This window comes from Nocardioides potassii (assembly GCF_021648885.1).
In the GTDB taxonomy this organism is placed as follows: domain Bacteria; phylum Actinomycetota; class Actinomycetes; order Propionibacteriales; family Nocardioidaceae; genus Nocardioides; species Nocardioides potassii.
Map to the genome: position 1 here is coordinate 26,339 of NZ_JAKJHZ010000011.1, position 18,045 is coordinate 44,383.

20 protein-coding genes are annotated in these 18,045 nt (G+C 72.2%); 6 read left to right on the forward strand and 14 right to left on the reverse strand.

Going from position 1 to position 18,045, the window contains the following annotated elements:
- Nucleotides 1-2 precede the first annotated feature (2 nt).
- Together L2K70_RS18405 and L2K70_RS18410 are read left to right on the forward strand one after the other, a co-directional pair.
- Entirely contained in the window at nt 3-1,007 is a 1,005-nt protein-coding gene (locus tag L2K70_RS18405) for a metal ABC transporter permease (RefSeq protein WP_236404735.1), read from the forward strand.
- Entirely contained in the window at nt 994-1,398 is a 405-nt protein-coding gene (locus L2K70_RS18410; protein WP_236404736.1) for a Fur family transcriptional regulator, read from the forward strand. The genes L2K70_RS18405 and L2K70_RS18410 overlap by 14 nt, the downstream gene beginning before the upstream one ends.
- Here the strand turns inward: L2K70_RS18410 and L2K70_RS18415 are convergent.
- The 6 genes from L2K70_RS18415 to L2K70_RS18440 all read right to left on the reverse strand — a co-directional run bounded on the left by L2K70_RS18415 (nt 1,395) and on the right by L2K70_RS18440 (nt 7,013).
- Entirely contained in the window at nt 1,395-2,174 is a 780-nt protein-coding gene (locus L2K70_RS18415) for an isoprenyl transferase (protein WP_236404737.1), read from the reverse strand. The genes L2K70_RS18410 and L2K70_RS18415 overlap by 4 nt on opposite strands.
- A 21-nt stretch (nt 2,175-2,195) precedes the next feature.
- Complete coding sequence (locus L2K70_RS18420) at nt 2,196-2,702, reverse strand: DUF1697 domain-containing protein (protein ID WP_236404738.1); 507 nt, start codon at nt 2,700-2,702, stop codon at nt 2,196-2,198.
- Nucleotides 2,699-3,427 (reverse strand): DNA repair protein RecO, encoded by a 729-nt coding sequence (recO, locus tag L2K70_RS18425; protein ID WP_236404739.1) that lies wholly within the window; start codon nt 3,425-3,427, stop codon nt 2,699-2,701. Before recO ends, L2K70_RS18420 begins: the two co-directional genes overlap by 4 nt.
- A gap of 45 nt (nt 3,428-3,472) precedes the next feature.
- Nucleotides 3,473-4,339, reverse strand: a complete 867-nt coding sequence (locus L2K70_RS18430) for an alpha/beta fold hydrolase (protein ID WP_236404740.1) — start codon at nt 4,337-4,339, stop codon at nt 3,473-3,475.
- A 16-nt stretch (nt 4,340-4,355) separates the two neighbouring features.
- The gene (leuA, locus tag L2K70_RS18435) at nt 4,356-6,083 is read right to left on the reverse strand and encodes a 2-isopropylmalate synthase (protein ID WP_236404741.1); all 1,728 of its coding nucleotides are present in this window, start codon (nt 6,081-6,083) and stop codon (nt 4,356-4,358) included.
- Nucleotides 6,084-6,254: 171 nt separating this feature from the next.
- The gene (locus L2K70_RS18440; protein WP_236404743.1) at nt 6,255-7,013 is read right to left on the reverse strand and encodes a class I SAM-dependent methyltransferase; all 759 of its coding nucleotides are present in this window, start codon (nt 7,011-7,013) and stop codon (nt 6,255-6,257) included.
- Nucleotides 7,014-7,048: 35 nt separating this feature from the next.
- On the opposite strand from L2K70_RS18440, the gene L2K70_RS18445 reads away from it, so the two are divergent.
- Nucleotides 7,049-7,534: an NAD(P)H-dependent oxidoreductase gene (locus tag L2K70_RS18445; RefSeq protein ID WP_236404745.1), complete on the forward strand. Its 486-nt coding sequence runs from the start codon at nt 7,049-7,051 to the stop codon at nt 7,532-7,534.
- Nucleotides 7,531-8,352, forward strand: coding sequence for a septum formation family protein (locus L2K70_RS18450; RefSeq protein WP_236404746.1), 822 nt, complete (start codon nt 7,531-7,533; stop codon nt 8,350-8,352). Before L2K70_RS18445 ends, L2K70_RS18450 begins: the two co-directional genes overlap by 4 nt.
- Before the next feature lie 16 nt (nt 8,353-8,368).
- On the opposite strand, the gene L2K70_RS18455 is transcribed toward L2K70_RS18450, so the two are convergent.
- Complete coding sequence (locus tag L2K70_RS18455; protein ID WP_236404747.1) at nt 8,369-9,352, reverse strand: glycoside hydrolase family 26 protein; 984 nt, start codon at nt 9,350-9,352, stop codon at nt 8,369-8,371.
- 105 nt (nt 9,353-9,457) lie between these two features.
- On the opposite strand from L2K70_RS18455, the gene L2K70_RS18460 reads away from it, so the two are divergent.
- A complete protein-coding gene (locus L2K70_RS18460; protein WP_236404748.1) occupies nt 9,458-10,102 on the forward strand; it encodes a pyridoxamine 5'-phosphate oxidase family protein in 645 nt (214 codons plus the stop codon).
- Here the strand turns inward: L2K70_RS18460 and era are convergent.
- The 6 genes from era to L2K70_RS18490 all read right to left on the reverse strand — a co-directional run bounded on the left by era (nt 10,099) and on the right by L2K70_RS18490 (nt 15,758).
- A complete protein-coding gene (era, locus tag L2K70_RS18465) occupies nt 10,099-11,136 on the reverse strand; it encodes a GTPase Era (protein ID WP_236404749.1) in 1,038 nt (345 codons plus the stop codon). The two genes, L2K70_RS18460 and era, sit on opposite strands and share 4 nt — an antisense overlap.
- Entirely contained in the window at nt 11,129-11,905 is a 777-nt protein-coding gene (locus L2K70_RS18470; RefSeq protein WP_236404750.1) for a siderophore-interacting protein, read from the reverse strand. Before L2K70_RS18470 ends, era begins: the two co-directional genes overlap by 8 nt.
- 20 nt (nt 11,906-11,925) lie before the next feature.
- Entirely contained in the window at nt 11,926-13,233 is a 1,308-nt protein-coding gene (locus tag L2K70_RS18475) for an SAM-dependent methyltransferase (RefSeq protein ID WP_236404751.1), read from the reverse strand.
- Entirely contained in the window at nt 13,230-14,582 is a 1,353-nt protein-coding gene (locus L2K70_RS18480; RefSeq protein WP_236404752.1) for an FAD-binding oxidoreductase, read from the reverse strand. The genes L2K70_RS18475 and L2K70_RS18480 overlap by 4 nt, the downstream gene beginning before the upstream one ends.
- A gap of 86 nt (nt 14,583-14,668) precedes the next feature.
- Nucleotides 14,669-15,028: a cytidine deaminase-like protein gene (locus L2K70_RS18485; protein ID WP_236404753.1), complete on the reverse strand. Its 360-nt coding sequence runs from the start codon at nt 15,026-15,028 to the stop codon at nt 14,669-14,671.
- 10 nt (nt 15,029-15,038) lie between these two features.
- Nucleotides 15,039-15,758, reverse strand: coding sequence for a winged helix-turn-helix transcriptional regulator (locus L2K70_RS18490; protein ID WP_236404755.1), 720 nt, complete (start codon nt 15,756-15,758; stop codon nt 15,039-15,041).
- Between the two features lie 111 nt (nt 15,759-15,869).
- On the opposite strand from L2K70_RS18490, the gene L2K70_RS18495 reads away from it, so the two are divergent.
- A complete protein-coding gene (locus L2K70_RS18495; RefSeq protein ID WP_236404756.1) occupies nt 15,870-16,733 on the forward strand; it encodes a class I SAM-dependent methyltransferase in 864 nt (287 codons plus the stop codon).
- Here the strand turns inward: L2K70_RS18495 and L2K70_RS18500 are convergent.
- The gene (locus L2K70_RS18500; protein WP_236404758.1) at nt 16,714-18,042 is read right to left on the reverse strand and encodes a hemolysin family protein; all 1,329 of its coding nucleotides are present in this window, start codon (nt 18,040-18,042) and stop codon (nt 16,714-16,716) included. The two genes, L2K70_RS18495 and L2K70_RS18500, sit on opposite strands and share 20 nt — an antisense overlap.
- Nucleotides 18,043-18,045: the final 3 nt, after the last annotated feature.

The following is an 18,045-nucleotide window of genomic DNA, read 5'->3' on the forward strand; positions in this document are numbered from 1 at the left end:
GCATGACGTTCCTCGACCTGCTCTCCTACGACTTCATGCAGCGCGCGCTGATCGCCGCGCTGCTCACCGGGCTCGCCGCGCCCGCGATCGGCACCTTCCTCGTCCAGCGACGGCTCGCGCTGCTCGGCGACGGCATCGGCCACGTCGCCGTCACCGGCGTCGCGCTGGGACTGCTCACCGGCACGTCGCCGACGTGGACCGCGGTCGTCGTGGCCGTGCTCGGTGCGGCGCTGATGGAGCTCATCCGCGAGCGCGGCCACACCAACGGCGACGTCGCCCTGGCGCTGCTGTTCTACGGCGGCCTGGCCGGCGGCGTCCTGATCACGGGGATCGCCCGCGAGGGCGCCGCGACCCTGCAGACCTACCTGTTCGGCTCGCTCAACGCGATCTCGGTCGGGGACGTGTGGTCCACCGTGGTCCTGGCCGCCGTCGTGCTCGTGGTCGTGATCGGGCTGTCGCCGCAGCTGTTCGCCGTCGCGAGCGACCAGGACTTCGCGCGCGTCGCGGGCCTCAGCGTGCGGGCGTACAACCTGCTCGTCGCCGTGCTCGCCGCGGTCAGCATCACCGTCGCGATGCGCACGGTCGGCCTCCTGCTCGTCTCCGCGCTGATGGTCGTGCCGGTCGCGACCTCGCAGCAGCTGGCACGGTCGTTCCGCGCCACCCTGCTCGGCGCGATGGTCGTCGGCTGCGCGGCCTCCGTCGGCGGCCTGCTCCTGAGCGCCGGGCTGTCGTTCACCGTGCCGGTGGCGCCCGGTCCGACGATCGTGCTGCTGGCGCTGGCGATGTTCACCGCGACCTGGCCCGTCGGCATCTGGCTGCGACGCCGCAGCCGCCTGATGGCACCGTTCCCCGAGGTCACGGCGACACCGCACCGCTCCACCGACCAGCACCCGCACGCCCACGGCGACGACTGCGGCCACCCGGCGGTCCCCCACGGCGACCACGTCGACTACGTCCACGACGGCCACCGGCACGCGGTGCACGGAGAGCACTATGACGAGCACTGACCCGCAGCGTCCCGCCGTCCGGCCCACCCGGCAGCGCCGGGCGGTCGCCTCGGCCCTGGCCGGGTTCGACGACTTCCGCAGCGCGCAGGAGATCCACGACCTGATCTCGCAGCAGGGCGAGTCGGTCGGGCTGGCGACGGTCTACCGCACGCTCGCCGCGCTCGCCGAGGCCGGCGAGGTCGACATGCTGCGCAACGAGGACGGCGAGGCGATCTGGCGCAGCTGCTCGGACACGCACCACCACCACCTGGTGTGCCGCTCGTGCGGCGCCACGATCGAGGTGGAGGGTCCCGCCGTCGAGCGGTGGACCAACGCGATCGCGGCCGAGCACGGCTACGCCGACATCAGCCACACGCTGGAGATCTTCGGCACCTGCCCAGAGTGCCGCTAGGTCTCGTTGGGCACCGCGCCGCCGTAGCGGCGGTCCCGGCTGGCGTAGGTCTCGATGGCCGACCACAGGTGTCGCCGGTCCACGTCGGGCCACAGCACGTCGGTGAACACCATCTCGCTGTAGGCGGCCTGCCAGAGCATGAAGTTGGACAGCCGCTGCTCCCCCGAGGTGCGCCACACCATGTCGGCGTCGGGCAGCTCGGGCACGTAGAGGTGCCGGGCGAAGGTCTTCTCGTCGATCCTGTCGGGGTCGAGCCGGCCGGCGGCCACCTCGCGTCCGATCGACCTCGCCGCGTCGGCGAGCTCGGCGCGGCCGCCGTAGTTGACGCACATGGTCAGCGTGAGGACGTCGTTGTCCTTCGTCATGTCCTCAGCGACCTGGAGCTCCTTGATCACGGACTTCCACAGGCGCGGCGCGCGGCCCGCCCAGCGCACCCGCACCCCGAGCTCGTGCATCTCGTCGCGGCGGCGGCGGATCACGTCGCGGTTGAAGCCCATGAGGAAGCGCACCTCGTCGGGCGAGCGCGACCAGTTCTCGGTCGAGAACGCGTAGGCGCTGATCGCCCTCACGCCGATCTCGATCGCGCCCTCGACGACGTCGAAGAGGGTGCTCTCGCCCTCCTCGTGGCCCTTGGTGCGCGGCAGCCCACGCTGCTTGGCCCAGCGGCCGTTGCCGTCCATCACGATCGCGACGTGCTCGGGGACCAGGTCCTTCGGGACCGGCGGCGGGGTCGCGCCGCTCGGGTGCGGGGTCGGCCGCCTCACCTGTCGCTTCACGGCCGCCAGCGTAGTGGTGGGTCAGAGCCGGTCGAGCAGCCGCAGCACCGTGCCCGCGCCACGGGAGGTCGCGGAGACGTCGAGCAGCTTCTCGAGGAGCGGGGTGCCGTTGCTGCGGCGCTCGACGTGGTTCTGAACGATCGCGTGACGCCGGTCGGCGACGAGGACGGTCGCCGCCGCGCGCTCGTCGAAGAACGGCAGCTGCTCGGGGAACGGATCGTCGGTGTCGTACAGCGTGAGCTCACAGCCGTCGGGCAGCGCGGCAAGTCCCAGGTCGTCGAGCCAGGCCACGGAGCGTACGACGGCGAGGTCGGCGTAGTCGCAGACCGAGGTCAGCCGCGCGGCGACCGCGTCGGCCAGCTGCTGCGGGTCCCCCGGCGCGGTGAACGCGACGGTCCCGTTGGACTGGTGGCTCAGGACGTCGGTGGCGCCCTCCGCCGCGAACGCCGCGAGCAGCTGCTCGCGCCCCGGGCTGCGGCGCTGCCCGAGGTTGAGGTTGCGGAAGAAGGCGACCGACGTGGCCGTCATCGCTCGACGTAGGCCATGGAGCGCAGTCCCCGCTCGAGGTGCCAGGCGAGGTAGGCCGAGACGAGGTTGCTGGCCTCGCGCAGGTGGCGCGGGTCGGCGGCGTGCACCACCGGCCAGTCACCGACCAGCAGCGCGCCGAGGACGGTGACGGTCTCCGAGGCGGGGGTCGCGGATCCCGGCAGCCGGTCGGAGGCGCAGAGGACGCCGCCGGCCGAGGGGTTGAAGAAGCGGTGCGGTCCCTCGACGCCGCACTGGACGCAGTGGTCGAACGACGGGGCGTAACCGGCGACGGACAGCGAGCGCAGCAGGTAGGAGTCGAGGACCTGCTTGGCCGGGTGCTCGCCGCCCGACATCGCGCGGAGGCCACCGACCAGGAGCAGGAACTGCTGGACGGCGGGCTCCTTCTCCTCGGTGACGAGGCGCTCGGCGGTCTCGAGCATCACGGTGCCTGCGGTGTAGCGGTCGTAGTCGAGCCCGAGGCGCGCGTGGAACGGGTCGAGGGTCTCGGCCTGGGTGATGACGTCGAGGCTGCGGCCCTCGGCGAGCTGGAGGTCGACGTGGGTGAACGGCTCGAGGCGCGAGCCCCAGCGCGACGTCGTACGACGCACCCCCTTGGCGACCGCGCGCACCCGCCCGTGCTGACGCGTCAGCAGGGTGATGATGCGGTCGGCCTCGCCCAGCTTGTGGGTGCGCAGCACGACCGCCTCGTCGCGGTAGAGGGGCACGGGACCATTCTCCCCCACGCCCGGTCCCGCACCGGGCTGGCGGCGTCAGCGTTTCCGGGCGCGCGCCGTGCTCGCGGCGGCTGGCGTCGCCCAGCAGTCGAGGGCGAAGTCGATGGCGGCGGCCGTGAGCCGGTCCGGGCGGAAGCGCCACTCGAGGATCGAGGTCGCCCGCTCCATCCGGACGTGGGGCAGCTCGGCGGCGAGCATGTCGGCGTCGACGAAGGGGTGGATCGGGTCGATCGGGTGGCCCACGACGAAGGTCGGGGCCTGGATCTGCCGGCGCAGCCGCGACGACGGCGCGAGGCGCCCGAAGATCACGCCGTGCAGCAGCGAGGCGATCGAGTCGGCGCGGTGGTCGATCGTGTCGAGGCCGATCCCGGCCCAGAACGGCACGAGGCCACGCGGCACCGAGCGGGAGACCTTCTGCAGGGTGTTGGCCGTGAACGGCACGTAGCGCGCCGCGAGCATGATCGGCACGAACGCCAGGATCCCGGCCACGAGCGCGTTGTTGAGCACCGGCATCTCCACGATCAGGCCCTTGACCCGCTCCGGGGCGATCACCGCGACCTCGAGCGAGACGTTGGCGCCCAGCGACGTGCCGCCGATGACGGCCTGCTCTGCGCCGAGGTGGTCGAGCAGCGCCACGACCTGCCGCCCGAAGGCCGTCATCGAGTAGACCAGCGGGTCGGCCGGCTGGTCGGAGCGGCCGTGGCCGAGCAGGTCGAGGGTGACGACGTGGAGTCCCTGCGCGGCCATCGCTCGTGCCAGCGGCTGCTGCATCCGCCGCGGCATGAGCAGGCCGTGCAGCAGGACGACCCACTGGTCGCCCGAGCCGTACTCGGTGTACTCCAGCCGGTCGCGCCCGCCGTCGGACTCGACGAAGAACTGTCCGATCCGCTCGCTCACCAACATGACGTGAATGTAACGCTCAGGCGCGGTTGACGGCGCTGATCACGGCCTTCAGCGAGGCGGTGACGATGTTGGCGTCGAGCCCGACCCCCCACAGCACCTTGTCGCCGACGGCGCACTCGACGTAGGCCGCGGCGATGGCGTCGCCGCCGGACGACAGCGCGTGCTCGGCGTAGTCGAGCACCCGTACGTCGTGCCCGACCTCGGCGATGGCGTCCACGAAGGCGGCGATGGGGCCGTTGCCGGTGCCGGTGAGCTCGCGCCGCTCGCCGTCGACGTACACCCCGACGGTGAGCTGGTCCTTCTCCCCGGCCGCGCTGGAGGTGTGGACCGAGTTGAGCTTGAGCGGCACCTCGCGGTCGAGGTACTCGGCGCGGAAGACCGACCAGATCTCCTCGGGCGTGATCTCCCCGCCCTCGGTGTCCGTGTGCTGCTGGACGACCCGGCTGAACTCGATCTGCGCGCGTCGCGGCAGGTCGAGCTTGTGCTCGGACTTCAGCACGTAGGCCACCCCGCCCTTGCCGGACTGGCTGTTGACCCGGATCACGGCCTCGTAGGTCCGACCGACGTCCTTGGGGTCGATCGGCAGGTACGGCGCCTCCCACGGGAGGTCGTGCACGTCGACGCCCAGCGCCGCGGCCTTCCTGTCGAGGTCCTCCAGGCCCTTCTTGATGGCGTCCTGGTGGGAGCCGGAGAACGCGGTGTAGACGAGGTCGCCCGCGTAGGGGTGACGGGGGTGGACCGGCAGGTTGGTGCAGTACTCGACCGTACGACGGACCTCGTCGATGTCGCCCAGGTCGACCTGCGGGTCGATGCCCTGGCTGAAGAGGTTCATCGCCAGGGTGACCAGGTCGACGTTGCCGGTGCGCTCGCCGTGGCCGAACAGGCAGCCCTCGACTCGGTCGGCGCCGGCCATCAGCCCCAGCTCGGTGGCGGCGACGGCGGTGCCGCGGTCGTTGTGCGGGTGCAGGCTGATCGCGGAGTGCTCGCGGCGGGTCAGGCCGCGGCCGAAGTACTCGATCTGGTCGGCGTAGGTGTTGGGCGTCGACATCTCGACGGTCGCCGGCAGGTTGAGGATGATCTCGCGGCCCGCCTCGGGCTGCCAGACGTCGGAGACGGCCTCGCACACGCTCAGCGCGAAGTCGGTGTCGGACTGGGTGAAGATCTCCGGGCTGTACTGGTAGCCGAAGTCCTCGCTGCCCACGATGTCGCCGAGGCGCTCCTCGGCGTACTTCATCACCATCTCCGTGCCGCGGACCGCGATGTTGCGGCACTCGTCGGGGGTGACGTTGAAGACGACGCGCTGGAACAGCGGCGCGGTCGCGTTGTAGAGGTGGATCGTCGCCCGCGGCGCACCGACGAGCGAGTCGACGGTGCGCTCGATCAGGTCCTCGCGGGCCTGCGTCAGCACCGAGATCTGTACGTCGTCGGGGATCCGGTCCTCCTCGACGAGCTTGCGCACGAAGTCGAAGTCGGTCTGGCTGGCGCTCGGGAAGCCGACCTCGATCTCCTTGTAGCCCATCGTCACCAGCAGCTCGAACATCGTGAGCTTGCGGGCCGGCGTCATCGGGTCGATCAGCGCCTGGTTGCCGTCACGGAGGTCGGTGGAGAGCCACCGCGGTGCCTTCTCGACCTTCTTCGTCGGCCACGTGCGGTCCGGTACGTCGACGGGCACGAACGGGGTGTAGCGGCCGAACGGCATCGGGCTGGTGCCCTGCTGGTTGCTGGTGTTGCTCAGGTTGGTCATGACTTCCTCGGTCTGCTCGGGTCGGGGCGACCGGCGCGCACCACACTCCGCAACGAGGGGGCCGGGTCAGGCCTCGCTGCGGCGGCGAAGGAGGAGGCTGCGCATCATGACGGGACAACGATAGCCCGCGCGGCGCCGCGGCGGCGCGCTCGCGGCCACAACGTGGACAGGTCAGGCTCGCGCGCGGGCGGCGTACGCCACGGCGGTGAGGTCGAACGGGCCGTCACCGAGGTTGCGGCGGAGCACGCGCTCGAGCCGCTCGCGGCCGTCGGGTCCGAGCGCGGCGACCGCCTCGCCGGCCGGGCCGACGCCGTGGAGGTAGGGCTCCCACCACTCCTCGAACGTCGGGTGCGTGACGGTCACCGCCAGCTCGACCGCCTCGACGTCGCGCAGCCCGGCGCGCTCGAGGACGTCGACCAGGCTCTCGCGCGAACCGCCCTGGAACTCGCGTTCCCCGGGGTGCTCCGGCTCGAGCTCGGCGACGGCTTCCCACAGCGGCGCCATCGGGGCGCGCGAGCCCCTGAGGTCCCACACGGTGGCCCCGACCCAACCGCCGGGACGCGTCACGCGCGCCATCTCCCGCAGCCCTGCCACGGGGTCGGCCATGAAGTGCACGACGAGGCATGCCGCCGCGACGTCGGCCGAGTCGTCGTCGAACGGCAGCTCTTCCGCGCCCCCTCGTCGTACGTCGACACCGGGGAAGCGTTCGCGACAGGCCGCGACGAACGGCTCGCTGGGGTCGACCGCGACCACGTGGTCGGCGCCGAGCCGCTCGACCAGCACGGCGGTCAGCGCACCCGGTCCGCACCCGACGTCCACCGCGCGCTGCCCGGGCGCGACCTCGAGCCAGTCGGCCAGCCGCCGCGCGAGCGGCTGCGAGTAGCGACCCATGAACCGGTCGTACGCCTCACCCGCCACCTCGAAGCCCACGTCGATCGACGGTACTCGCCTCGTAGGCTCTCGTCATGCCTCGACTCCTGGTGGTCCAGCACTCCCCCACGCCGTCGGTCGGCGCGCTGACCGACGCCGTGGTCGCGGGTGCGTCGGACGACGCGATCGACGACGTCGAGGTGGTGGTCCGGGCCGCGCTCGAGGCCGACGCCGACGACGTGCTCGCGGCCGACGGCTACGTGCTCGGGACGCCGGCCAACTTCGGCTACATGAGCGGCGCGCTCAAGCACTTCTTCGACACGATCTTCCTCCAGGCGGGCGGCGCGCTCGCCGACGACGGGTCGGCGTCGACGGTCGAGGGCGGGCGCAAGCCCTACGGCCTCTACGTCCACGGCCGCTACGACACGACGGGCGCGGTCCGGTCGGTGCAGTCGATCGTCGGTGCGCTCGGCTGGCGCCAGTCGGCGCCGGTCCTCGAGGTGCTGGGCGAGGTCGGTGAGCGCGAGTGCGAGTCGGCGTACGAGCTGGGCGGGACGCTGGCCGCCCTGGTGATGACATGAGGCGGCTCGCCGCGCTCGCGGCTCTGGTGGTGGCCCTCGGCGCCTGCACCTCCACGCCGACCGAGCCGGCGGCCGACCAGACGCCGTCAGCCACGTCGACCCCCAGCCCGACCGAGAGCACCCCGCCGCCGGACCCCGGCCCGACGCCGCGGGTCGGTGAGTGCCACCTGCTGTCCTTCGGGCAGGCCGTCAGCGTCGTGGGCCGCACCGAGCCGGTGAGGTGCCGGCGCAAGCACACCGCGGAGACCTACTTCGTCGGTCGGCTCAAGCTGGCGACCAAGGCCGGGCACGTCCGTCGCGTCGACTCGAGGGCCGCGCAGGAGCAGGCGCGCTCGACATGCGCGGCGCGGCTGCCGAGGCACCTGGGCCGTACGCCGCAGGAGCTGCGGCTGACGATGGCCCGGTCCGTGTGGTTCACGCCGAGCCCGAAGCACGCGGAGGCCGGTGCCGACTGGTTCCGCTGCGACCTGGTCGTCGTGGCCGGCCCGCGTCGTCTGCTCGTGCTGCCGCGCGTGACGAAGGGCCTCGGTGGCGCCCCGGCGCTCGCGATGTGCGCCACAGCCGCGCCCGGCACCAGGGCGTTCAAGCGGGTGGGGTGCGGGGCGACGCACGCGTGGAAGGCCGTCTCGACCGTCGACATCCCCGGCAGGAAGCTGCCGTCGAAGCAGGCCGTGGCCGACCGGATGGACGGCCCCTGCGGTGACGCGGCGCGCGCCAACGCGTCCGACCCCCTGGACTTCACCTGGTCGCAGGAGAGCCCGACGCCGGAGCAGTGGGACGCCGGCCAGCGCTACGGGATCTGCTGGGTCCCGGCCTGAGCCGGCCGGGCGCTGGTCAGAAGACGCGGGCTCCGGCACCCCAGGCGGCGAGGGAGGCATCCGAGCTGTCGATGCGCCAGTCGGCCTCCTTGAGCAGCGAGAACCAGGTGACGCCGCGGACCTCCGGGTGGGCGTCGAGCCAGGCCCACATGTCGGTGGTCCACGCGGCCTTGTCGCCGCCGGCGGCCTCGGGTGCGGCCGTCTCGTCGACGTGCACCGGTCGGGTCGTGATCGAGCGCAGCTGCGCCACCCCGGGGCCGAAGACGTCCCCGAAGGACTGCCACGACGACCACGACTGGGTCGTCCCCCAGTTGTAGCCGTCCAGGCCGACGCGGTCGACGTACGCATCGCCGGGGTAGAGCGACGCGAGCGGCGTCGAGCCGTCGAAGGGGACGTTGGCCGACCAGCTCCAGGTGACGTTGGTCGCCTTGGCGCGCTGGAACAGCGTCACCACGTGGCGCCACGCGGCTGCGTGGTCGCCGGCGCCGTTGCCGTTGACCCCCTCGGCCCACGGGTACCAGCTGCCGTTCATCTCGTGCGCGAAGCGGATCACGATCGGCTTGCCCCACGTCTTGATCTGCGAGGCCCACCGCTTGACGTACGCGTCGTGCTTGCCCGCGACGATGCTGTCGAGGGTGTACGCCGGCTGGACGAGCCCGCCGGCGGGGTCCCACGGCTCCCAGGTCATCACCGGGATCGCGCCCGCCGCCGTGATGCGGCTCGCGTCCGTCGCCGGGAAGTCACCGCCCAGCGACCACGCGCGGTAGAACGCGACCTGGTCGACGTCGGCACCGGTGCGGCTCTCGAGCGAGGTCACCTCCGACAGGTCGGTCGGAGCACCGGCGACCGCCACGCCGACGACGCGCGTCGGGACGGGCGCGGGCGTGCCTCCCCCGCCGGCCGGGCGGGCAGCGAGCGCGGGCGAGGCGAGCGCGGTCAGGACGACCGAGAGCGCGAGGGAGGAGACGACCAGGAGCCGGCCGGGGCGGGGGTGGGGCACGACGGTTCCTCGTGGAGCTCGGGCTTGGTACGACCTGGAGAAATCTACGTCGCCGGGCGGCGCCGCGGAGCAGAACGGGGAACGCGGCACCGGCATGATCTGCTCATGACCACTCGCGAGCGCACCGACGTACGGCGGCTGCCGGAGAAGCAGGTGCGCGACGTCGCCGTGCTGCACGCCATCCTCGACGGCGCCCTGCAGGCCGCGGTCGGCTTCCAGGTCGACGGGCAGCCCTTCGTCCTGCCGATGGCCTGCGCGCGCGAGGGCGACGACCTCCTCCTGCACGGCTCGACCGGCAGCCGACTGATGCGCACGCTCGCCGCGGGCGCACCGGTCTGCGTGAGCGTCACCCACCTCGACGGCCTCGTCTACGCACGCTCCGCCTTCGAGTCGAGCATGCGCTACCGCAGCGCGACCATCCTCGGGACGGCCGTGCTCGTCCCCGACGACGAGAAGCTCCATGCCCTCGAGGTGCTGACCGAGCACCTGCTGCCCGGCCGCTGGGCCGAGCTGCGGGCGCCGAGAGCGAAGGAGCTGGCCGCCACCTCGGTGCTGCGGGTCGCGCTCGAGGAGTGGTCGGTCAAGGTGAGCGACGGCTTCCCCGACGACCCGGACGAGGACCTCGACGAGCCGGTTTGGGCGGGCGTCGTCCCGATGCGGGTGTCGTACGACGACCCGGTGGACGCCCCCGACCTCGCCCCGGACCGTCCAGTGCCACCGCACGTGCGTGCGCTGCTGGACCGCTCCTAGAACCCGAGCTTGCGCAGCTGGCGCGGGTCGCGCTGCCAGTCCTTGGCGATCTTGACCTGGAGGTCGAGGTAGACCGGGGTGCCGAGCAGCGCCTCGATCTGCTTGCGCGCGGCGGTGCCGACCGAGCGCAGGCGGGCACCCTTGTGGCCGATCATGATGCCCTTCTGCGAGTCGCGCTCGACGTAGAGGTTGGCCACGATGTCGAGCAGCGGCTTGTCGTCGGGCCGACCCTCGCGCAGGCCCATCTCCTCCACGACCACGGCGATCGAGTGCGGCAGCTCGTCCCGGACGCCCTCGAGCGCGGCCTCGCGGATCAGGTCGGCGGCCAGCGCCTCCTCGGGGGCGTCGGTGAGGTCGCCGTCCGGGTAGAGCGGCGGCCCCTCGGGCAGGAGGCCCACGAGCAAGTCGGAGAGCAGGTCGACCTGGTCGCCCGCGACCGCCGAGACGGGGACTATCTCGGCCCACTCGGTCGACGTCTCGACGCCGAGCGCGGCGATGTCGAGCAGGTGCTGGCCGAGCTGCTCGGGCGTCACGAGGTCGGTCTTGGTGGCGACCGCGATGCGGGTCGTTCGTCGTACCTTGGCGAGCTCGGTGACCAGGAACCGGTCGCCCGGACCGATCTTCTCGTTGGCCGGGAAGCAGACCGCCACCACGTCGACCTCGGCCCACGTCGTACGGACGAGGTCGTTGAGCCGCTCGCCGAGCAGCGTGCGGGGGCGGTGGAGGCCGGGGGTGTCGACGAGGATCAGCTGCGCGTCGTCGCGGTGCACGATGCCGCGCACGACGTTGCGGGTGGTCTGCGGCTTGGAGGACGTGATGACGATCTTCTGGCCGACGAGCGCATTGGTCAGCGTCGACTTGCCGGCGTTGGGCCGACCGACGAACGACGCGAAGCCGCTGCGGTAGCCCTCGGGCGCCTGGTAGAACGCGGCGGCCGGCGCGACCCCGGAGAGGTCGAAGTCGTCGTCGAGCTCGTCGTCCTCGTCCTCCAGCTCGTCCTCGTGCTCGTCCTCGTCGTGACTGTGGTCAGTCATCGCTCGCCTCCCGCGCCGCGTCGTAGTCCGCCCAGATCTGCTCGTCACTCTTCCCTGCCGTCTTGCCCGCGCGCCAGATGGGGCCGGGGTCGACCGCGCGGGGCTGGCGGGCGAGGGTGGCGCGCCAGTAGCCCATCACGTCGTAGTGGCTGGACGCGAGGCCGACCTCGCGCATCAGGTGCTTGCGGATCGCCCGCATCTGCGCGGACTCCCCCGCCATCCAGAAGTACCCCTCCCCTGCGGGCCACTCGATGGCCTCGACCTCCTGGGCGAGAGCACTCTGGCCCGGTGCAGGAGGCCGGAGCCAGGTGACGTCGGCGTGACCGGGGAGATACCCCGTGAGGTTGTCGGGCACCTCGGCCAGGACGTGCGCCGGCAGGTCGGGGTGCGTCTCGAGGATCCGCGCCATGGCCGGCATCGCCGTCAGGTCGCCCACGAGCAGCAGCCAGGCTGCGTCGGCCGGCGGATCGAACGACGCCTTGGGCTCGGTGATCGTGACCGCGTCGCCGACACAGTCCCGCATCGCCCACTCGGTCACCAGCCCGACGTCGTGGACCACGATGTCGAGGACCAGCTCGCGGCCGTCCCAGGAGCGCACGGTGTAGTAGCGGCTCTGGAACTGCCCGGGCACCACCAGGCCGACCCACTCGTCGGGCACGCCCGTGCTGGTGAACCCGTCGACGTCGTCGAGGACGAGCCGGACGAGGTGGTCCGTCAGCGGTTCGCGGCGTCGTACGGTCGCCTGGAACTGGGCTGCACGGGTGCTCACGTGGTCACGTTATCGACGGCTCACCAGTCGGGTCGCATCGGGAAGCCGGAGCGGCCGTCGTCGTGGTTGCGCGTCATCAGCACCTGGTGCAGCTCGACCTCGTCGCGCTCGAAGCCGACGCGCGAGCCGGCGAGGTAGAGGCCCCACACACGGGCCGTGCCCTCGCCGACCTCGGCCACGCACTCGTCCCAGTTGTCGACGAGGTTGCGGTTCCAGTCACGGAGCGTGGCGGCGTAGTGGGGGCGGAGGTTCTCGGAGTGGTGCACCTCGAGGCCCTGGTCCTGCGCGGCCGAGATGATCGTGCCGGAGCCGATCAGCTCGCCGTCGGGGAACACGTAACGATCGATGAACGCCCCGGTCTGCTGCCGCTTGTTGTGCGGGCGGGTGATGCAGTGGTTCAGCAGCCGGCCGCCCGGCGCGAGCCGGTCGTGCAGGTGCCCGAAGTAGGCGGGGTAGTTCTTCACCCCGATGTGCTCCAGCAGGCCGATGGAGCTCACCGCGTCGAACCCCGTCTCCGTCACGTCGCGGTAGTCGAGGTGGCGGACCTCGGCGAGGTGGGACAGCCCCTCGCGCTCGATCGCCTCCTGCGCCCACTGGGCCTGCTCGGCGGAGAGCGTGACGCCGAGGGCGCGGACGCCGTACTCGCGGGCGGCGTGGCGCACCATCGTGCCCCACCCGCACCCGACGTCGAGGAGCCGCTGGCCGGGCTGCAGCGCGAGCTTGCGGGCGACGAGGTCGAACTTCGCGAACTGCGCATCCTCGAGCGTCGCCGTCGGCGGGTCGTAGAGGGCGCAGGTGTAGGCCATCGAGGGGCCGAGGACCATCTCGTAGAAGCGGTTGGACACGTCGTAGTGGTGGGAGATGACCTCTGCGTCACGGGTCATGGAGTGCCGCAGCCCCTCGACGGCGCGCCGCCAGCGCGGCAGGTGCTCCTGCGGCGGCGGTGCCGGGGGACGCAGGTGGGACAGGCCGAGGCTGCGCACGATCGCGACCGCCTCGGCGGGGGTCGGCACCCGGAAGTGGGTGTGCTCCTTGAGCAGGACCAAGGCGTCGTAGGGGTCGCCGGGATGTACGCCGACGAGGTCGAGGTCGCCACTGGTGTAGGCGCGGGCCAGGCCGAGGTCGCCGGGCGCCGTCATCAGGTAGGACAGCCCGCGCTCGGTGCGCAGGTGCATGCCGAGCTCGGCGTCGGACGGACCCGCGCTGCTGCCGTCGTACGCGGTGAAGCGCAGCGGCAGGCCGCCTTGGAAGAGGCTCCCGATGGCCTCGCCGATGGACAGCCGCCCGGAGGGCACCGGCGCGGACCCGGAGTCGATCTTGAAGCTCATCGTTCGCGAACCACCTTGTCGTAGAGGGAGGTGAGCCGGTCGTCGGGGTCGTGGACCGCCTTGACCCGGGCCAGCTCGGCACCGCCGTAGAGGCGGTCGAACTCCTGCGGGGGGTAGAACGCCTCGGAGTAGAGGCTCTTGTGCCCGCCGAGGTCCGACACGGTCGCCTCGATCGCGCGGTTGCGCGGTGACCGGGGGGCGTCCGGGCCCACGTTGACGACGCCCCAGAAGCCGACGTTGACGTAGGTCGTGTCCCGGGTTAGCGGGTAGCCCGGCCACTCGCGGTCGCGCAGCCGCAGCGGGCACAGCCAGACCGGCCGCATCCCGATCTCGCGGTCGAACCACGCCAGGAACTCGGCGAGCCGGTCGACCGGCACCTCGACGTCCTGCACGACCCGCTCACCCTGCGGCCGGCCCGCCCGGCGGTCGAGTCGGTCACCGATGCCGAAGCGGCGGTCGAGGGCGACGAGCTTCCAGTAGACGTCGGAGCGGCGCAGCCGCCGCGGCCACACCCGGCGTACGAGCGGGTGCTGGGCCCCGAACGCCCGGGAGCACCAGAACCAGTCGGTGTCCCAGCGCCAGAGGTAGTCGAGCATCGTCAGTCGGTCGGTCGGGCGCTGCTGGATCGAGCGGTAGAAGACCTGCTGCCCGGCGTAGTCGCTGGTCGGGCCGGGCTCGTCGGTCCAGCGCGCGAGCGTCAGGTAGAGCTCGCCGGGGCCGAACGCCACGCCGTCGAGGCCGTCGACCCGCTCCCCCTCCCACTCGCGCGTGCCGACGATCGTCGTCACCGCTTCGGCCAGGGCGTCGGCGTCGTGGAACCGGACGTGGCGGAGGGCGACGAAGGAGGGCACGGGCTCGAGCTCGATCCGCAGCCGGGTGGCGTAGCCGAGCGAGCCGTAGGAGTTGGGGAAGGCGTCGAACAGCTCGTCGCCGGGCTTGCACGTGACGATCTCCCCGCTCCCGGTCAGCACGTCCATCTCCAGCACGGACTCGTGCGGGAGGCCGCTGCGGAAGCTGGTCGACTCGATGCCGAGACCGGTCACGGCGCCGCCGAGGGTGATCGTGCGCAGCTGCGGCACGACCAGCGGGATGCGGCCGTGGGCGAGGGTGACCTCGACCAGGTGCTCGTAGGTGCACATCCCCTGCACCTCGGCGACGTCGCCGTCGACCTCGATCACGCCGTCGAGGCCCGAGACGTCGAGACCGGCCGTCAGCGCCGCCCGGCCGCGGAACAGGTTGCTGGTCCGCTTCGCGAGCCGGACCGGCGCGTCGGGCGGCAGGGCCGCGTAGGACTCCTCGAGCCGCGCCACACCAGCAGCGTGCTCCTCCCAGCCGATCGGCGTTCGCACCCCTGCACGCTAGCGACCAGTTCTGACACTTGGCGAGCGACTATCTCGTAGGTCACAGATGGTTGCGGTCCACAACCAATCGTGTGCTATACGAGCCCGGTCGACCGCGTCGAGTGCAGCCGACCCTGCGGGTCCCCCACCATCACCGGCACCCCGTCGCCGGCGAAGTCGGTCAGGGCCGCCAGGTCGGGCAGGTCGCCGTCGGTGAGCACCAGTGCGGCCTCGAGCCCGGCGGAGCCCGACGAGAGCGCCATCGCGACACACACCTCGAGGGCCGAGAGGCTCAGGTGGTCGAGGCGCACGCTCGCAGCGGCGTACGTCCGCCCGTCGAGGTCGCGCACGGCGGCGCCCTCGCTGGCACGGGCGCGGGCGCGCGTGGCACGCGCCAGCGTGACCAGCTTGGCGTCCTCGGGGCTCAGCTCACCGGGCGTGGCGGACTCACTCATGCCGCGCAGCCTAGTGAGCGGCCTCCGGCACCCGTGCGTGCGACCCGGACGCGGACGTCGGTCGCGGGACCGTCGCGAAGGGGGACAGCAGGAACCAGCCCGGCAGGGCGCTCGCGACGTCAGTGGTGGCGTGCACCCGCATCGACCGATCCGAGACCGCGCGCGCCCACGTGCGGTCACCGCGCCAGACCTCGGTGAGCGTGCGCAGCGAGGTCTCGAGCCGGGCGACCGGCTCGTCCCCGGGGTCGTCGTCGCACACGTCGACGTCGCCGGGCGACAGCACCATCCACCACCGCGCGATGCCGGGAGCGACGTCGTCGAACTCGAACGCGACGACGGTGCGCTGCGGTGGGAGCGCGTCGTGGTCGACGTTGCGGTGCATGTCCCACAGCAGCAGCTTGGGGTCGAGGTCGGGGTCGGCCAGGTCGGGGATCCAGCGGGTGCCCCAGACGCCGAGCGCCTCGACCACCGGCCGCAGCTCCAGCCCCGCCTCGGTGAGCACGTAGCGCACCTCTCCCCCGTCCTCCTCACGCCGCACGATCCCGGCGCGGGTCAGCTGCTGCAGCCGACGCGACAGCAGCGTCGGCGACATCCGCGGGAGCCCGCGACGCAGCTGGTTGAAGTGCTGGCTGCCGAGGATCAGCTCGCGGACGACGAGCAGCGTCCAGCGCTCGTCGAGCAGCTCCATGGCCTTGCTGACGGGGCAGAACTGGCGATAGCTCGCGCCCATGCCGCGCACGCTACGCCGCGCACCCGGGGTGGTACAGATCCTGCACTCGTCGGTCTGGTCCGCCCGCTCCTAGCGTCGCTCCCACACGAACCGTCGGGGAGGAGCACCACCATGAGCACCCAGACCACACCACCACCGAACACCGGCGCGAGCCCGCACACCACCCCGGACACCACGGGGGACGCCGCCCTCAAGGACCGCCACCGGGCCATGTGGGCGTCCGGAAACTACGACCGGATCGCCCGCGAGGTCATCCCGGTGCTCGGCGAACGCCTCGTCGACCAGCTCCGGATCACCCAGGGCGAGCGGGTCCTCGACATCGCGGCCGGCACCGGCAACGCGGCGGTCCCGGCGGCCCTCGCGGGCGCCTCCGTCGTCGCTTCCGACCTCACTCCTGAGCTCCTGGAGATCGGGCGGGCCGAGCACCCCGACGTCGAGATCGACTGGCAGGTCGCCGACGCAGAGGCACTGCCGTGGCCCGACGCGTCGTACGACGTCGTGATGAGCACGGTCGGCGTGATGTTCGCGCCCCACCACCAGCAGGCGGCCGACGAGGTCGTGCGGGTCCTGCGCCCCGGCGGCCGCCTCGGGCTGCTGAGCTGGACGCCCGAAGGCTTCATCGGCCGCCTGTTCGCGACGATGCGCGACTTCGTACCGCCGCCACCCGCGGGGGTGCAGCCGCCTCCGCTGTGGGGCGACGAGGCGCACGTGCAGGAGCTGTTCGGCGACCGGGTGGAGGCCCTGGCGTTCGAGCGCGCGCACGTCGACGTCGAGCTGTTCAGCGGGCCGACCGACTTCCGGACCTACTTCCGCGACAACTACGGCCCGACGCTGATGGCCTACCGGGGCCTGGCCGACCAGCCGGAGCGGACAGCCGAGCTCGACGCGGCCCTCGACGCGCTCGCCGCCGGCGCCGACGAGGGGTCGGGGCGGATGCGGTGGGAGTACGTCGTGGTCAGCGGCCGCCGGAGGTGACGTGGGGGGCGGGGGCGTCGTCGTCCTCGGCGTCCTCGCCCTCCGCCGGCAGCACCGAGACCAGGACGGTCTCGATCTTGTTGCGGCGTCCGGTGGCGCGCTCGGCCTCGAGCCGCAGGCCGTGGCACTCCACGACCGACCCGGGGATCGGGACCTTGCCGAGGTGCTTGGCCATCAGGCCGCCGACGCTGTCGACGTCCTCGTCCTCGACGTCGAAGCCGACCAGCTCGTCGAGGTCGTCGACCGGGTAGCGCGAGGACACCCGGATGGCGCCGCCCTCGAGGTGCTCGACCTCGACCTCCTCGGTGTCGTACTCGTCGGTGATCTCGCCGACGATCTCCTCCAGCACGTCCTCGATCGTGATCAGCCCGGCCGTGCCGCCGTACTCGTCGACGACCACGGCGATGTGCTGGTGGCGGGCCTGGAGCTCGGTGAGCAGCGCGTCGACGGGCTTGGACTCCGGCACGTAGTGGACCGGGCGCATCACCTCGTCGACCCGCTGGGTGAACTCGACGTCGGGCGCCTCGAAGTCGCGCCGAACCAGGTCCTTGAGGTAGGCCATGCCGACGATGTCGTCGAGGTTCTCGTCGACGACGGGGATCCGTGAGTAGCCGCTGCGCAGGAAGAGCGAGAGCGTCTGGCGGATGTTCTTGTGGCGCTCTATGTAGACCACGTCGGGCCGCGGCACCATGACCTCGCGCGTCGTGGTGTCGCCGAGCTCGAAGACCGAGTGGATCATCCGGCGCTCGCCGGACTCGATGACCGCGGAGGCCTCGGCGAGGTCGACCAGCTCGCGCAGCTCGGTCTCGGTGGAGAACGGGCCTTCGCTGAAGCCGCGGCCGGGCGTGATCGCGTTGCCGAGCAGGATGAGCAGCGCCGGGATCGGGCCGAGGATCGTGGTGACCAGCGAGATGGGGCCGGCGGACAGCAGCGCGACCCGCGCGTCGTGCTGGCGTCCGAGCGTGCGTGGCGCGACGCCGATCACGACGAACGAGACGACGAGCATCACGCCGACCGTGGTCAGCACGCTCGGCACGATCGCGTCCTGGTAGGCGTCGCGCGACCACGTGCCGACGAGCACGATGGCGCTGATCTCGCACAGCAGGCGCATCAGCAGCGCGGTGTTGAGATAGCGCGGCGGGTCGTCGAGGATCCGGACGAGGCGCTTCGAGCCGGCGAGGCCGTCGGCCCGCAGCTCCTCCGCGCGGGCGCGGGAGAAGCCGTTGAGGGCGGCGTCGGCGGCGGAGAACAGGCCGGCGAGGACGACCAGCAGCGCCGCGGAGCCGAGCTGCCAGACGTCGGCGGTCACGTC

What these genes read in the sequence shown, in the direction of transcription:
- era (WP_236404749.1), bottom strand. Translation starts at nt 11,136, where the DNA reads ATGACTGACCACAGTCACGACGAGGACGAGCACGAGGACGAGCTGGAG.
- L2K70_RS18495 (WP_236404756.1), top strand. Translation starts at nt 15,870, where the DNA reads ATGAGCACCCAGACCACACCACCACCGAACACCGGCGCGAGCCCGCAC.
- L2K70_RS18430 (WP_236404740.1), bottom strand. Translation starts at nt 4,339, where the DNA reads ATGTTGGTGAGCGAGCGGATCGGACAGTTCTTCGTCGAGTCCGACGGC.
- L2K70_RS18420 (WP_236404738.1), bottom strand. Translation starts at nt 2,702, where the DNA reads ATGACGGCCACGTCGGTCGCCTTCTTCCGCAACCTCAACCTCGGGCAG.
- L2K70_RS18475 (WP_236404751.1), bottom strand. Translation starts at nt 13,233, where the DNA reads ATGAGCTTCAAGATCGACTCCGGGTCCGCGCCGGTGCCCTCCGGGCGG.
- L2K70_RS18445 (WP_236404745.1), top strand. Translation starts at nt 7,049, where the DNA reads ATGCCTCGACTCCTGGTGGTCCAGCACTCCCCCACGCCGTCGGTCGGC.
- L2K70_RS18410 (WP_236404736.1), top strand. Translation starts at nt 994, where the DNA reads ATGACGAGCACTGACCCGCAGCGTCCCGCCGTCCGGCCCACCCGGCAG.
- L2K70_RS18485 (WP_236404753.1), bottom strand. Translation starts at nt 15,028, where the DNA reads ATGAGTGAGTCCGCCACGCCCGGTGAGCTGAGCCCCGAGGACGCCAAG.
- L2K70_RS18450 (WP_236404746.1), top strand. Translation starts at nt 7,531, where the DNA reads ATGAGGCGGCTCGCCGCGCTCGCGGCTCTGGTGGTGGCCCTCGGCGCC.
- L2K70_RS18460 (WP_236404748.1), top strand. Translation starts at nt 9,458, where the DNA reads ATGACCACTCGCGAGCGCACCGACGTACGGCGGCTGCCGGAGAAGCAG.
- L2K70_RS18405 (WP_236404735.1), top strand. Translation starts at nt 3, where the DNA reads ATGACGTTCCTCGACCTGCTCTCCTACGACTTCATGCAGCGCGCGCTG.
- leuA (WP_236404741.1), bottom strand. Translation starts at nt 6,083, where the DNA reads ATGACCAACCTGAGCAACACCAGCAACCAGCAGGGCACCAGCCCGATG.
- L2K70_RS18490 (WP_236404755.1), bottom strand. Translation starts at nt 15,758, where the DNA reads ATGGGCGCGAGCTATCGCCAGTTCTGCCCCGTCAGCAAGGCCATGGAG.